11 protein-coding genes are annotated in these 13,857 nt (G+C 69.4%); 8 read left to right on the top strand and 3 right to left on the bottom strand.

The genetic code is table 11. The annotated features are described in order from the left end of the window. Positions 1-43 precede the first annotated feature (43 nt). Genes ACTXG6_RS25190 through ACTXG6_RS25200 form a run of 3 tightly spaced genes read left to right on the top strand, consistent with a single transcriptional unit; the run spans position 44 to position 3,509 of the window. A complete protein-coding gene (locus ACTXG6_RS25190; RefSeq protein WP_445181841.1) occupies positions 44-1,645 on the top strand; it encodes a pyruvate, phosphate dikinase in 1,602 nt (533 codons plus the stop codon). Beyond that, positions 1,642-2,604 (top strand): DUF7064 domain-containing protein, encoded by a 963-nt coding sequence (locus ACTXG6_RS25195; RefSeq protein WP_445181842.1) that lies wholly within the window; start codon positions 1,642-1,644, stop codon positions 2,602-2,604. The genes ACTXG6_RS25190 and ACTXG6_RS25195 overlap by 4 nt, the downstream gene beginning before the upstream one ends. Then, positions 2,604-3,509 (top strand): DUF7064 domain-containing protein, encoded by a 906-nt coding sequence (locus ACTXG6_RS25200; protein ID WP_445181843.1) that lies wholly within the window; start codon positions 2,604-2,606, stop codon positions 3,507-3,509. The genes ACTXG6_RS25195 and ACTXG6_RS25200 overlap by 1 nt, the downstream gene beginning before the upstream one ends. 260 nt (positions 3,510-3,769) lie before the next feature. Here ACTXG6_RS25200 and ACTXG6_RS25205 read toward each other — a convergent pair whose 3' ends face one another. Beyond that, positions 3,770-5,071, bottom strand: a complete 1,302-nt coding sequence (locus ACTXG6_RS25205) for a cytochrome P450 (protein ID WP_445181844.1) — start codon at positions 5,069-5,071, stop codon at positions 3,770-3,772. A gap of 322 nt (positions 5,072-5,393) precedes the next feature. On the opposite strand from ACTXG6_RS25205, the gene ACTXG6_RS25210 reads away from it, so the two are divergent. The 5 genes from ACTXG6_RS25210 to ACTXG6_RS25230 are packed head-to-tail and all read left to right on the top strand — an operon-like array spanning position 5,394 to position 9,902. Then, entirely contained in the window at positions 5,394-6,467 is a 1,074-nt protein-coding gene (locus tag ACTXG6_RS25210; protein ID WP_445181845.1) for an extradiol ring-cleavage dioxygenase, read from the top strand. Then, positions 6,467-7,309 (top strand): alpha/beta fold hydrolase, encoded by an 843-nt coding sequence (locus ACTXG6_RS25215; protein ID WP_445181846.1) that lies wholly within the window; start codon positions 6,467-6,469, stop codon positions 7,307-7,309. The genes ACTXG6_RS25210 and ACTXG6_RS25215 overlap by 1 nt, the downstream gene beginning before the upstream one ends. A 12-nt stretch (positions 7,310-7,321) precedes the next feature. Beyond that, positions 7,322-8,623, top strand: a complete 1,302-nt coding sequence (locus ACTXG6_RS25220) for an aromatic ring-hydroxylating oxygenase subunit alpha (protein ID WP_445181847.1) — start codon at positions 7,322-7,324, stop codon at positions 8,621-8,623. After that, positions 8,620-9,129, top strand: coding sequence for an aromatic-ring-hydroxylating dioxygenase subunit beta (locus ACTXG6_RS25225; RefSeq protein WP_445181848.1), 510 nt, complete (start codon positions 8,620-8,622; stop codon positions 9,127-9,129). Before ACTXG6_RS25220 ends, ACTXG6_RS25225 begins: the two co-directional genes overlap by 4 nt. Beyond that, positions 9,126-9,902 (top strand): SDR family NAD(P)-dependent oxidoreductase, encoded by a 777-nt coding sequence (locus ACTXG6_RS25230; RefSeq protein WP_445181849.1) that lies wholly within the window; start codon positions 9,126-9,128, stop codon positions 9,900-9,902. Before ACTXG6_RS25225 ends, ACTXG6_RS25230 begins: the two co-directional genes overlap by 4 nt. A 44-nt stretch (positions 9,903-9,946) precedes the next feature. On the opposite strand, the gene ACTXG6_RS25235 is transcribed toward ACTXG6_RS25230, so the two are convergent. Together ACTXG6_RS25235 and ACTXG6_RS25240 are read right to left on the bottom strand one after the other, a co-directional pair. Continuing rightward, complete coding sequence (locus ACTXG6_RS25235; RefSeq protein WP_445181850.1) at positions 9,947-11,929, bottom strand: NosD domain-containing protein; 1,983 nt, start codon at positions 11,927-11,929, stop codon at positions 9,947-9,949. Continuing rightward, entirely contained in the window at positions 11,926-13,605 is a 1,680-nt protein-coding gene (locus tag ACTXG6_RS25240; RefSeq protein WP_445181851.1) for a glycosyltransferase, read from the bottom strand. The genes ACTXG6_RS25235 and ACTXG6_RS25240 overlap by 4 nt, the downstream gene beginning before the upstream one ends. Positions 13,606-13,857 lie beyond the last annotated feature (252 nt).

Here is a 13,857-nt window from a genome sequence, read left to right on the forward strand (position 1 = left end):
CCAGGACCACTCGCCACTCACGACCTCCGAACTGGGGAAATGCATGCTGACGTACGGCTTCGAGGACGCGGGCACCACCGACCGGGCAGTGCTCGGCGGCAAGGGCGCGGGCCTGGTCGAGATGGTCGGGCTGGGGCTGCCGGTGCCGCCCGGGTTCGTCATCGGTACCCCGTGCGGCCGCGCCTACCTCACCGAGGGCGCGCTGCCCGGTGAGCTGGCCGGTGAGATGGCCGGGCGGATGGGCTCGTTGGAGGAGTGCGCCGGACGGCGGTTCGGCGCCTCCGCCGACGACGCGGACCCGCTGCTGGTGTCGGTCCGGTCCGGGGCACCGGTGTCCATGCCGGGGATGATGGACACCGTCCTGAACGTCGGGCTCACCGTGCGCGGCGCCGAACTGCTCGCCGAGCGCACCGGGGACCCTCGGTTCGCCTGGACCTCGCTGGAGCGGCTGCTGGACGGCTTCGCCCGCACGGTGCGCGGTGTCGGCGCCGGCGAGGTGGAGGACGTGCTGCTCGACCTGCCCACCGAGCGGGACCCGGCGCGTGCCGCCCGCGCCCGGTGCTCGGCGCTGCTGCGGGTGATCGAGCGGGAGTCCGGCTCGGCCTTCCCGGAGCCGGACGGCCAGCTGCGCGAGTCGATCGAGGCGGTGTTCCGGTCCTGGCGCAGCCCGCGCGCGAAGGCGTACCGGCGGCACAAGGGCATCGACGAGGACCTTGGCACCGCCGTTGTCGTGCAGACCATGGTGTTCGGCAACCGCGACGAGCGCTCCGGCAGCGGGGTGGCGTTCACCCGCGACCCGTCCACCGGCGCCCGAGGCGCCTTCGGTGACTTCCTGTTCGCCGCGCAGGGCGAGGACGTGGTCTCCGGCGAGCACGACACCGACCCGCTGCCGGTCATCGGCGACCGGCTGCCCGAGGTGTACCGGCAGCTCACCGACCTGTTCGGCACGCTGGAGAAACACACCAGGGACCTGTGCGACGTCGAGTTCACCATCGAGTCCGGCCGGCTGTACGTGCTGCAGACCCGGGTCGGCCAGCGCAGCGGGCGGGCCGCCGTCGCGCTCGCCGTGGACCTGGTCGAGGAGGGGCTGATCACCGAGGCCGAGGCGGTGGGCAGGGTGACCGAGGAACAGCTGGCCGCCGCCACCGCGCCCCGCTTCGACGGTGAGCCACCGGCCGGCGCGGTGATCGCCCGGGGTCTGGCCGCCTCGCCGGGAGCGGTGACCGGCCGGGCCGCGTTCGACGCCGACCGGGCCCAGGCGCTGCACGGCGACGGCTCGGACTCGCCCGTGGTGCTGCTGCGCCCGACCACGTCACCCGCCGACCTGCCCGGGGTGATCGCGTCGGTCGGCGTGGTCACCGGGCGGGGTGGGCGGACCAGCCACGCCGCCGTGGTGGCCAGGGGCATGGGGCGGGCGGCGGTGTGTGGCGTCGGCGAGATCGCGGTGGCGCGGGACCGCCGGTCCGCGACGCTGGCCGGCCACCCGCTCACCGAGGGCGAGCTGATCTCCGTCGACGGCGATCGGGGCATCGTCAGCCTCGGCCACCGACCCACCTCGACCGCCGCCCGCACCGACCCCGCACTCGCCCGGTTCCTGGGCTGGCGGGACAACCACCCGGCACCGACCCTGAGAGGCAGTGCATGACCGCCACCCGCCGGCTAACCCGGTTCACGCCAGAGGACGACCTGCTGCACGACGAGATCTCCAGGTCCGGCCCGCACGCCCGGGAGAGCCTGCTGCTCACCGCGCCCATCCCGGAGGAACAGCTGCTGGTGTTCCTCTACCTGTGGCGGGAGGGCGGCACCCGGTGGGGCCGGTTCCTGTTCGTCGGCGGGCCGGACATGGCCGAGCCGCTGTTCGTCTCGCACTCCGACGACGCCGAGTTCACCGGGGACGACCTGCGGGACTTCACCGTCGGCGGGCTGCACTGGCGCCAACCCGACCCGCTGACGGTGGCGGAGGTGGATTTCCGTACCGAGAGAAGCGCCAGCGGAACGAGCATCGGCGCCGACGGCCTCGAGCTGTCGCTGCGCTTCGACGGCATCCACGAGCCGTTCAGCTGGCACGACAACGCCGACGGCTGCCCGGACTGGGTGGCGCACAACCGCTACGAGCAGTCCGGGGTGACCCGGGGCAGTCTCACCCTGGGCGAGCGGCGCCTCGAGTTCACCGGCGTCGGGCACCGGGACCACTCCTGGGGCTCCCGCAACTGGAACATGCTCCAGCACTGGAAGTGGATGAACGCGGCGACCCGGGACGGCGCGGTGTCACTGCACGCCATGATCATGTTCGTCAAGGGGCGGATCCTGGTGAACGGGTACCTGAACCGGGATGGGCTGGTCTCACCCATCGCCACCGCCGAGGCCACGGCCGAGCTCGACGAGCGGATGATCCACCGCTCGCTGTCCGGGGTGTTCACCGACGAGGCCGGGCGGGAGATGGCGCTGGAGTGCGGCTACGCGGCCGGCTGGTCGATGCCGATCCAGCACCTGCTGCTCAACGAGATCAGCATGACGGCCACGCTGGACGCAGCGCCGGCGGTGGCGCACGTGGAGCTGGGCTGGCCGGCCGACTACGTGCGCGCGCTCACCGGGGGGAGCTGATGCTCGAACCGAAGGACGACCTGCGTCACCAGCTGCGACCCGACCCGCACGCCAGGGAGAGCCTGTTCTACAACGTGCTGCTGCCGGACGAGGGCCTGATGGTCTTCGTCTACACCTGGGTGGACGCCGCCAACCGGGCCGGCCACCTGTTCGCGGTGGTCGGCGACGACAACGAGCGGCTGGTGTTCAGCACCATCGACGGCGCTGACGGCGTCGATGTGGGCGGCCGCGACTTCGACGACTGGGCGGTGCGGGGTCTGTGGCTGCGGCACACCGACCTGCTCCGGACCGCCGAGTTCGGGGTGGACATCGAGGGGGCGTCGCTGCGTGCCACGTTCACCGGGACCCACGAGGCGTTCGACTACGCACAGAACGCGGACGGGTGCCCGGCGTTCATCGCGGACAACCGGTTCGAGCAGTCCGCCCGCGTCACCGGCGAGCTGGTGCTGGACGGGCGCACCATCCCGTTCGAGACCACCGGGCACCGCGACCACTCCTGGGGCACCCGCGACTGGGACACCATCCAGGACTGGAAGTGGATCTCCGCGCAGGCCGGTGACGGGGTCTCGCTCAACGTCATGCAGCTGCACGCGCGGGGCGAGACCACCCGGCACGGCTACGTGTTCCGGGACGGCACGCTGGAACCGGTCGTCGACGTGCGGACCAGGGCCGAGTACGACGACAACTGGTGGCAGACCGCGCTGCGCCTGACCGTCACCGACGCCGGCGGCCGGCAGACCGAACTGACCGCCCGGCGGTACGCCCTGCTGCGGTTCGACGCGGGGGAGCGGCTCACGCTGCACGAGGCCGGGTGCCGGGGAACGATCGACGGCCGGGCCGCGGTGGTCCACTTCGAGGCGGGCTGGGACCGGGCCTACGCGCAGGCGCAGGCCGCCCGGGGCTGACACTCGGCAACCGGGCAGTTCGGCGAGCGTCGGTGCTCCGCGCGAGCTAACGCTGTTCGGGGGCCTTTGCTCTGCGTAGGTATACGCAACAGGCGACGGAGCGAGTTGCGTATACCTACGCAGAGCTGACACGAGAGTAACGCCAGTCCTGTTCGATCTTGGCTCATGTCGGACTGAAGTTACGTTGATCAAGATCTAGCGCGATCAAGGTCCATCGGCAGCCGCACCGCGCCGCCCCCCGCGGGCTAGTGCGGCTCCGGTCAGGCCTTCTCGAAGCGCACCGGAAGGCTCTTCAGGCCGCCGACGAAGTTGGTCTGGGTGTACCTGGGGGTGCCGTTGAGCTCGATGGACTTCAGCCGGGGCAGCAGCTCCTCGAACAGGATCCTCATCTCGAGGCGGGCGATCATCATGCCCTGGCACTGGTGCGGCCCGAAACCGAAGCCGGCGTGCTTGCCCCGGTCGACGGTCACGTCGAAGTCGTGCGAGTTCGGGCCGAACTTCTCCTCGTCCCGGTTCCCCGAGGGGAAGCACAGCATGAACCGGTCGCCTTCCTTGATCTGGCGGCCGCGCACCTCGGCGTCCTGGGTGGCGCTGCGCATGAAGTGCTTCACCGGCGAGACGTAGCGGATCGACTCCTCCACCAACCGGTCCACCAGCGACATGTCCCGCTGGACCAGGCGCAGCTGGTCCGGGTTCTCGATCATGGCGAGGATCGAGCCGACCAGGGTGGCGGAGGTGGTGTCGTGACCGGCGGTGGCGATCGCGATGTACTGCCCGTTGCAGTACCGCTCCTCGATGAGCTCGCCGTCGATCCTGCTGTTGGCCACGACCGAGAGCAGGTCCTCGGTGGGGTTGGCCCTGCGGTCCAGGGTGTGCTGGTGGAAGTACTCGTTGAAGCTCGCGATGGCGGCGGTCCACGCCCGGCCAGCCGCGTCCGGGGTCAGCTGGATCTCTTCGCGCTGCTCCTCCGGGTCGTTGGTGCCGAAAAACTCCTGGGTCAGCTTCATGACGACGGGCTCGTCCTCGGGCGGCAGGCCGAACAGTGTCATGATCACCCGCAGCGGGTAGAGCAGCCCGAAGTCCTTGGCGAAGTCGCACTCGCCGTCGAAGTCGAGGAGCCGGTCGACCTCTCGCCTGGCCAGCGCCCGGACCTGGTCGGAGAACCGCTTCACGTTGCCGGGCCGGAACCACGGATTGATCAACCGACGGATCGCGGTGTGCTCGGGCGGGTCCATGAACGGGGTGACGTCGATGCTGCGGATCGAGCCGCCGGTCAGGCCGCGGATGAACGCGTCGTCGGCCTGGCTGTTCAGGATCGGGTTCTTCAGCCCGTTGGCGAACACCTCGGGCTGGCGCTCGATGGTGATCAGGTCGTCGAGCTTGGTGACCAGGTAGAGCGGGTCGAAGCCGTCGATCTTGGCGATGCCCAGCGGGTTGTTCTCGCGCAGCCACTTGAAGGCGGGGTAGGTGACGTTCTTCTCGTCCATGTAGGACTCGGGCAGGACGGCCGCCCTGGCGATCTCATCGGGGATCAGGGCTTCGGTGCTGGTGGTCACGGTCATCGGGACTCCTGCTGGGTGGTGGGCCGTCAGTGGCGGGCGCGTGGCGGACAGGGTAGCGACGAAGCCTCACGAGTGGCTGGTTGAGTGCGTCAAGGCAATCGTGGCCAATCCTAGTGACACAATCAAGGGCGGTCAGGCCTTCGGTATAGAGGCATTTCCTGCAGAGATGCTGGACTGGTCCAGATTTTGAGGTAAATCTTTCCAAGGTTGTTGAGACCTGATGTCAGGACTCCTATGGTTGGGCAGAGCGTCCGGACGGGCCGAGGAGCAGCCGCAACGAGGCAGGCTGAGCCGATCTCCGGGCCGACGTGAGGAGCGCGTTGTGGCGGAGTTTCTGGGCCTGGGGTTGACCCACTACCCCCTGCTGTCGGTGGCCGACGACCGGATGGCCGACCTGCTGCGCTGGACCCTGACCGACCCGGGTATCCCCGAGCGGGAGAAGGACCCGGCGAGCTGGCCGGAGCTGATGCGTCGGGGATGGGCCGGCGACGGCGGCACGGCGGCCGCCGCCGGGCACCGCAAGGAGCTGCGCGCCGGGTTGGCCCGCACCCGGGAGGCGCTGGACGAGTTCCAGCCGGACGTGGTGCTGGTCTGGGGCGACGACCAGTACGAGAACTTCCGCGAGGAGGTCGTGCCGCCGTTCTGCGTGCTGGCCTACGGCGAGACGCGGGTACAGCCGTTCGAGGTGATGAACGAGCGTGGCGCGCCGAACGTCTGGGGCCTGCCGGACGACATGGCGTTCACCCTGCACGGCGATGCGGACGGGGCGCGGCGGCTGGCGAACGACCTGCTGGGCGACGGGTTCGACGTGGCGTACTCGTATCAGAAGCGGGAGAACGGGCACTTCCCGCACGCGATCGCGAACACCCAGCTGTTCCTGGACTACGACAACGCCGGGCGGGAGTTCCCCTACAAGATCCTGCCGATCACGGTGAACTGTTACGGCCAGCACGCCATCGCCCGCCGCGGCGGCCTGGCCCGGTTCGCCGACATCACCGACGAGCGGCTCGACCCGGTCGGGCCCTCGCCGGCGCGGTGTTTCGCGCTCGGTGCGTCGGTGGCCCGGGCGCTGCGGGCCGGGGACCGTCGGGTGGCGCTGGTCGCCTCCTCCAGCTGGTCGCACGCGTTCCTGAACGACAAGGACTGGCACCTGCGCCCGGACACCCCGGCCGACCGGCGGCTCTACGACGCATTCACCCGCCGGGACTGGGACGTCTGGACGGCCACCACCGGCAAGGAGGTCGTCGATGCCGGTCAGCACGAGATGCTCAACTGGTTCTGCCTTGCCGGCGCCATGCACGAGCTCGACCTACCGCTGAGCTGGTCGGAGTTCCTCACCACCGATGTGTTCAACTCGAACAAGTGCTTCGCGATCTTCAACGGAGGGGACGCCTGATGACCACGACCACCGAAGGCACCGGGCTCAGGATCGACGCCGGCGGCATCGGCACGCACTACCACGACGTCGGCAGCGGTGAGCCGGTCCTGATGCTGCACGGATCCGGTCCGGGGGTGTCCGCGTGGGCGAACTGGCGGCTCAACCTGGGGGCACTCGGCGAGCGGTACCGGGTGCTCGCGCCCGACCTGGTCGGCTTCGGTTACACCGAGCGGCCCGGCGACGTGCACTACTCGCTGGAGACCTGGCGCGACCACGTGTGGGCGTTCCTGGATGCGCTGGGCCTGGAGCGGGTCTCGATCGTCGGCAACTCGCTGGGCGGGCGGATCGCGCTGGCGATGGCAGGCCAGCACCCGGAGCGGGTCGAGCGGATGGTGCTGATGGGCGCGCCGGGGGTCGGCATGACCCTCACCGAGGGACTGAAGGCGCTGCGCGCCTACCAGCCGTCCGAGGACAACATGCGCAGGCTGCTGCTGGACTGCTTCGCGGTCGACAAGTCGATCATCACCGACGACCTGGTCCGCACCCGTTACGAGGCCAGCGTCGCGCCGGGCGCGTTCGAGGCCTACCGGGACATGTTCTTCTCCCCGGAGCATTCCGGCAGCCAGCTGGGGATCACCGAGGAGCAAGCCAGCGCGATCGGGACCCGGACGTTGCTGCTGCACGGCCTGCAGGACAAGGTGGTGCCCGTGGAAGTGGCCTGGACCATGCTGAGGTTGCTACAGAACGCCGACCTGGCGGTCTTCGCGCGGTGCGGGCACTGGACCCAGATCGAGCGGGCGGACGACTTCAACAACCTGGTCGGTGACTTCCTGGTACCGGCCGACCAGACCCACCTGTGACCGGAGACGACGATGACTCTGATCGACAGCCCGCCGACCGACCGCGCTGACGCAACCGGGTTCCCGCTGGTCGACGAGGACCCGGCGCACCACCGATTCCGGGTGCACCGCTCCACGATGACCTCGCCGGAGATCTTCCGCGACGAGCTGGAGCGCATCTTCAAGCACTGCTGGCTGTACGTGGGTCACGAGTCGGAGGTGACGAACCCCGGCGACTACGTGCGCCGCCCGGTCGCCGGCAGGCCGGTGTTCATGGTGCGCGGGGTGAAGTCGGGCACGGTGCACGTCTTCCACAACACCTGCACCCACCGGGGCGCGGTCGTCTGCCGGCAGCGCTCCGGCAACGCGAAGGTGTTCCAGTGCTTCTACCACGCCTGGACATTCGACTCCGAGGGCCAGCTGAAGGGCGTCCCCGACCGGGAGGCCTACGGCGAGAAGTTGGACTTCGACGCGCTGGCGCTGAAGTCGGTGGCCCGGGTGGAGAGCTACCGGGGCTTCGTGTTCGCCTGCTTCGACCCGGACGTGGAGGACCTGGTCGACTACCTCGCCGGGGCGCGCGAGTACCTCGACCTGATCATCGACTCCGCCGACGGCGAGATGGAGATCATCAAGGGCACCAACGAGTACTGCATCGAGGCCAACTGGAAGCTGTTGTGCGAGAACAGCATCGACGGCTACCACGCGGTGTCCACCCACGACACGTACTTCAAGTACCTGGTCGCGCTGGGCACCGACCTGCAGGGTGGCGTGAAGGGCACCGCGAAGGACCTGGGCAACGGGCACGCGGTGCTGGAGTACGCCGCGCCGTGGGGCCGGCCGATCGCCAAGTGGGAGCCGTTGTTCGGTGAGCACGCGAAGGACGAGATCACCGCGTTGCGGGCCGATCTGGTGGCCAAGCACGGCGAGGAGCGGGCGTCCCGGATGGCGGACACCAACCGCAACATGCTGATCTACCCGAACCTGGTGGTGAACGACATCATGGCGGTCACCGTGCGGACGTTCATGCCGCTGGCGCCGGACCGGATGGACATCACCGCGTGGGAGATGGCGCCCCGGGGTGAGCAGCCGCAGCTGCGGCAGCGCCGGCTGGACAGCTTCCTGACCTTCCTCGGCCCGGCCGGCTTCGCCACGCCGGACGACGTCGAGGCGCTGGAGTCGTGTCAGCAGGGCTTCAACTCGGGCGGGGTGGAGTGGAACGACATCTCCCGGGGGATGGCACGCGAGCAGCGGGGCAACGACGAGGGACAGATGCGCACGTTCTGGCGGCGCTGGCAGCAGCAGATGGGCCCGTCCAGCTACGGGGAGATCCGGTGACCGCCACCGTGCCGACCGTGGACCTCCACACCCTGGGCAGGCCCGCCGTGGAGGACTTCCTGTACCGGGAGGCGGCGCTGCTCGACGAGTGGGACCTGGACGGCTGGTTCGCCCTGTTCGCCGAGCAGCTGCGCTACGTGGTGCCGTGCAACGACACCCCGGACGGCGACCCGAGCCAGGACCTGGTGCTCATCGACGACAACGAGCTGCGGCTGCGGCTGCGGGTGGAACGGTTGAACAGCCGCAAGGCGCACCGCGAGTACCCGCACTCGCGCACCAACCACCAGATCTACAACGTGGTGCTGGGGCCGGTCGAGGACGAGCAGCTGTCGGTGACCGCATCGTTCACGGTGTGGCGCTTCCGCAACGGCAAGTCGTCGTACTACGTGGGCAGGCACCACTACCGGCTCGTGGTGGAACGCGGTGAGCTGCGGATCCGCTCCAAGCGCGCGGTGCTGGACATGACCGAGCTGCGTCCCGCCGGCGATCTCGCGATCATCCTGTGACCGGCGTGCTGCACGGGCGGGCCGCGATCGTCACCGGCGGCGCCACCGGGATCGGGCTGGGCATCACCCGGCGGCTGCTCGCCGACGGTGCGTCCGTGCTGGTCGGCGCACTCGGCGACGTGGAGCTCAAGGGCGCGCTGGACGCCCTGCGGGCGGACGGCCACGAGGCGGCCGGGTTCGTCGGCAACCTGTCCGAACAGGGGCGGGCCGAGGAGCTGCTGGCCACCGCCGTGGCGGCTTTCGGCGCGGTCGACATCCTGGTGAACAACGCCGGCGGCGGGGTGATCCGGCCGACCCTGGAGCACACCGAGGAGACGCTGCGGGCCACCATCGACAACAACCTGTGGACCACGATCCGGTGCACCCTGGCGTTGCTGCCGCACATGTCGGCGAACGGCTACGGGCGGATCGTGAACATCGGCGCCGAGTCGGTGCGCAACGGGCTGACCGACCACGCGATGTACAACGCGGCCAAGGGCGGCGTGCACGCCATGTGCTCCGCGCTGGCCCGGGAGTTCGCGCACGCCGGCATCACGGTGAACACGGTGGCGCCGTCCTACGTGGAGACCCCGGAGATCACCGCCGCGGTGGCCGCCGGCAAGTTCGGCGACGGGTTCCTGCGCATGCTCGACCGGGCAACCGAGCTGATCCCCATGGCGCGGCCCGGCACGGTGGCCGATGTCGCGGGCGCGGTCGCGTACCTGGCCGGTCCGGACGCCGGGTTCGTCACCGGCCAGGTGATCAGCGTCAACGGGGGCAGCAGCATGGGCTGAAGCCTGGGTTGGCGGCCGACACCGAGGTGCCGGCCGCCCGCCGTTCAGGCGCCCGAGCGGGCGGGCTGTGGAATGCCGCGGTGCCGTACCGAGGACATCGGCGCGAAGATTCGGTGCAGCAGGTGCAGGATGAGCGCCAGCGCCACGAAGGTCGCGCCGGCGATCGCCAGCCACGACATCGTCGCGGTGAGCTTGTTGCTGCTCACGTCGGCCAGCGAGGCGCCGGCCACCGGGTCGGTGGCGCGCAGGTCGGAGTTGTGCAGCACGATCCGGTCGCTGCCGCCCAGCCCCTGCACCTCCAGGCCGACGTCCTGCGCGGCGATCTGGCCGTCCTCCACCGACAGCCGGCCGACCGGGCTCAGGACCACGCCCTTGGCGACCTTGTCCATGGTGACGTTGCTCAGGTTCGCCATCCCGCTGACCACCAGGCCCTTGCGCGCCCCGGTGATCGTCGTGGTGTTCGCCCCGGCCAGGGTCACCGTCGCGGCGTCGTGCACGTCGATGCCGACCTCACGCGTGTCGAGCTGCGCGCCGGCGATCGTCGCGGTGGTGCCGTCGGCGAGGACCACACCGCGCGCCGACTGCTGGACCGAGAGGCCGGTCAGTGTGGATGCTCCATGCCGGACCAGGACGCCCTTCTGAGCGTTGATCACGGTGTCGGACTGGCTGGTGGTGGGCTCGCTGAGCACGATGCCGGTGTTCACGGTATCCCGGACGACGTTGTGCGCCAGTGCGGTGTCGCGGGCCCCGCCGTAGATCTTGATGCCGTTGTAGTTGCCGCTGAGCTGGTTCCCGGTGATGCGGTTGGTGGCGGCGATGCCCAGTTCGTTGCCGTTGACCCGGATGCCGAGCGTATTGCCGGCGACCACGTTGTTGGTCACCTGGATGTTCGAGGAGCCCTGGATCACGATGCCGCCGCCGTGGTTGCGCTCCACGACGTTGTTCTGGACGACGTTGTTGCTGGACATCTCGTCCATCATGATCCCGTTGGCGCCGTTGTCATGCGAGTGGTTGTTCGCGATGACGCTGCCGACCACGCCCTTGGAGAAGATGATCCCGTGCGTGTTGTTGCCGTACGCCTCGTTGCCGATGATCGTCAGACCTCGGCTGTCGGAGTGTGGGTCCAGCCCGTACCGCGCGTTGTTGCGGAAGACATTGTTCTGGAAGGTCACGTTCACGGCGCGCCCGGTGTAGGCGCCGAACAGGTTGTCGTGGAACACCGAGCGGAGGGCCTGACCGGTCGTGCCGGTGCCCCAGCTGACGCCGTACCCCTCGCTGCTGTCCGAGCCGAGGAAGCTGAAGTCCGAGTCGATGGTGTCGAGCCGGGAGCCGGCGCCGTCGTAGGAGACGAACGGCCGGCGGTGCGTCGCGTCGGAGTCCGGCGCATTGGTGGCGGGCAGCCAGGAGGTGACCTTGACACCGCGGAACGTGCCGGTGGAGGAGACCCCGGCGACGTAGACATACGGGTTGGCCGCCATACGCAGCTCGGTCACCCGGGGCGCCGCCACGGTCATCGTGGTGCCCGGGGACTGGACCAGCCCGACCATGAGCAGGAACACTCCCGGATCGGTCTCGCGCAGCCATTCCGGCGTCGGGCTGTCCGCGATCAGCCCGGCGATGTTCTCCAGGGAGATGTTGCCGTCGTAGTGCGGCAGCGAGCGGAAGTAGCCGATCCAGGTGATCCGGTTGCCGATCATCGTGCGGACCCCGTCGGCCTGGACCGTGATGTTGGCCCACGGGGTACCGCGCAGCTTCTTCGGCGAGGCGACCGCATCGAACTGGCTCGGCTGCATCCGGACCCGCTGGCGCGGGGGAGCCTTGGCGATCCCTACGTCGGAGGTGAACGAGTCGGCCGGGTTGGGAACCGTGTTGGCCAGCGGGTTCGTGGCGGCCGACCAGGAGCCCACGAAGGAGCCCTGCGGTTTCCACACGCCGAGCCCGGCGAGCACGCCGAGCGTCGCGCAGGCCACCGCGGCGACCGCGACCATTGCCAGGGCCGCACGGCGCACCCGGTGCTGCCGGCTCATCGGCTGTGCTCCGTGGCGCTGGATGCCGGCTCGGCGTCGGGCATGGACTCGAGGTCACCGGTGTCCGGGACCGACGCGAGCTCGGCGTTGTCCGGTACGGCCTCGTGAGCTCGGTCCGGCAGGGACTCGCCGTTGCGGTCGGAGGGGGCTTCGCCGTTGCGGTCCGACCGGGACTCGCCGTTGCGGTCCGAGGGGGCCTCACCGTTGCGGTCGGCTACGGACTCGTGATCGATGTCCGGCACGGACTTTTGATTGAGGTCCGGCACGGACTTTTGATTGAGGTCCGGCACGGACTTTTGATTGAGGTCCGGCACGGACTCGTGATCGCGGTCCGGCACGGACTCCTGATCGCGGTCCGGTAGGGACTCGCGGTCCGGTGCGGGCTTCCGCGCCGGCAGGGCGACGAGGCCAGTCGAGTCAGTGCCCGCGGCGCCCGCGGCGCCGACTGCCGCGCCGACCGGAACCAACTCCGGCTCCATGGCCGGCTGGTCGGACATGCCACCCGTGCGGCCCACGGTCTTGGTCTTGGCCGAGATGGCCACATCGCGGGTGAGCCAGCGCTGCTTGCGGATGGAGAGCAGCGCGAAGATCTTGGTGAGCGACATGGCGAAGCTGACCAGGATGAAGAACGGCATCATCGTGAAGAAGTGCCAGGGCCTGCGCTCCAGGTGGGCCAGCATCTTCGCCGAGCGGCTGAACATCCACCACGCGCCGAGGATGCCGGCGATCGCATAGCGGTGCTCGACCAGCGACAGGATCAGGTACGCCGGCGAGAACAGCAGGGTGAACGAGCTGATCGCTTTGTCGATCATCCAGTAGGCGAGGAACTTGCGCTTCCACAGCCACGGGCTGCTCAGCGCCCGAAGGTCCGAACGCCAGGTGTTGCGCGCCCAGCGCAGCCGCTGCTTGAAGAAGTTGCGTCCGCCGGGGGGGAACTGCGACCAGACGCTGGCCGAGCGCTGCAGGACGGCGTGGTACCCGTTCTCCAGGATGAGCATGGTCAGCCGCTTGTCGTCACCGGACAGACACGGCACGCCCCAGAACGACTCGTTCATGAACTCGTAGGAGATCGACTCCAGCAGCGGCCGGCGGTAGATGGCCGTCCGGCCGGACAGACACGACACCGCCTTGCCCATCACCGACTGGGAGGCGAGTTCGTGGTAGTACCGGTAGTCCAGGTACATGTCGTTGAGGTGCTGCCACGGCGTGTGCGGGTTCATCACGTTCTGCCGGGTGGTGACCGCGCCGACCTGGGGGTCCGCGAACGGCATGCAGGCCTGCACCGCGACGTCAGGGGCCCAGACGGTGTCCGAGTCGACGAGGGCGACCAGCGGGGTGGAAGCGGCTTCCCAGCCCCGGCGCAGCGCGTCGCGCTTACCCGGCACGTCAGTGATGATCACCCGGACGCCGAGCTCGCGAGCGATCTCGATAGAGCGGGTGTCGGTGTAGTCGATGACGCAGATGACCTCTTCGATGTCATTGGCCAGCCACGATGTCACGGCGGCCCGGAACAGCGCAGGGTCTTCCTGGTACACCGGGGTGACCACGGACATCCGTTCCCGGTGGTCGTTGACTACCGGGCGGTAGAAGGTCGCGGGGATCTGCCGGAACAGCCAGCTCAGCCACCGGATGAACCCGAGAACACCGAGCGGAATGTAGACGAGAAGGTTATCCATCAGCCCCTCCGCGGCGGCAGGCCCGCACGATTGACCCGACTCAGCGTCAGAGCCACAACCAACTCCCTCGCCCTCCTGATAGCCACTACCCGCTGATCCGTCTCCCCGCGCTACTAGCTGGCCCGTCCCTGTCGAGTGGGTGGTCCTCCGGAGAGTCACCACATCGACGTGGGTTGCCCCCCAGCCTCACGCGTCCGTTACGACGACGGTGTCAGCGGTGACGACCGGGCCGCGGTACAGCAGAAATAGCCG

The organism is Pseudonocardia sp. Cha107L01 (genome assembly GCF_052566575.1).

Excerpts from the sequence above, each read along its gene's own strand:
- ACTXG6_RS25200 (WP_445181843.1), top strand. The coding sequence starts at position 2,604 with ATGCTCGAACCGAAGGACGACCTGCGTCACCAGCTGCGACCCGACCCG.
- ACTXG6_RS25215 (WP_445181846.1), top strand. The coding sequence starts at position 6,467 with ATGACCACGACCACCGAAGGCACCGGGCTCAGGATCGACGCCGGCGGC.
- ACTXG6_RS25220 (WP_445181847.1), top strand. The coding sequence starts at position 7,322 with ATGACTCTGATCGACAGCCCGCCGACCGACCGCGCTGACGCAACCGGG.
- ACTXG6_RS25195 (WP_445181842.1), top strand. The coding sequence starts at position 1,642 with ATGACCGCCACCCGCCGGCTAACCCGGTTCACGCCAGAGGACGACCTG.
- ACTXG6_RS25190 (WP_445181841.1), top strand. The coding sequence starts at position 44 with ATGCTGACGTACGGCTTCGAGGACGCGGGCACCACCGACCGGGCAGTG.
- ACTXG6_RS25205 (WP_445181844.1), bottom strand. The coding sequence starts at position 5,071 with ATGACCGTGACCACCAGCACCGAAGCCCTGATCCCCGATGAGATCGCC.
- ACTXG6_RS25240 (WP_445181851.1), bottom strand. The coding sequence starts at position 13,605 with ATGGATAACCTTCTCGTCTACATTCCGCTCGGTGTTCTCGGGTTCATC.
- ACTXG6_RS25235 (WP_445181850.1), bottom strand. The coding sequence starts at position 11,929 with ATGAGCCGGCAGCACCGGGTGCGCCGTGCGGCCCTGGCAATGGTCGCG.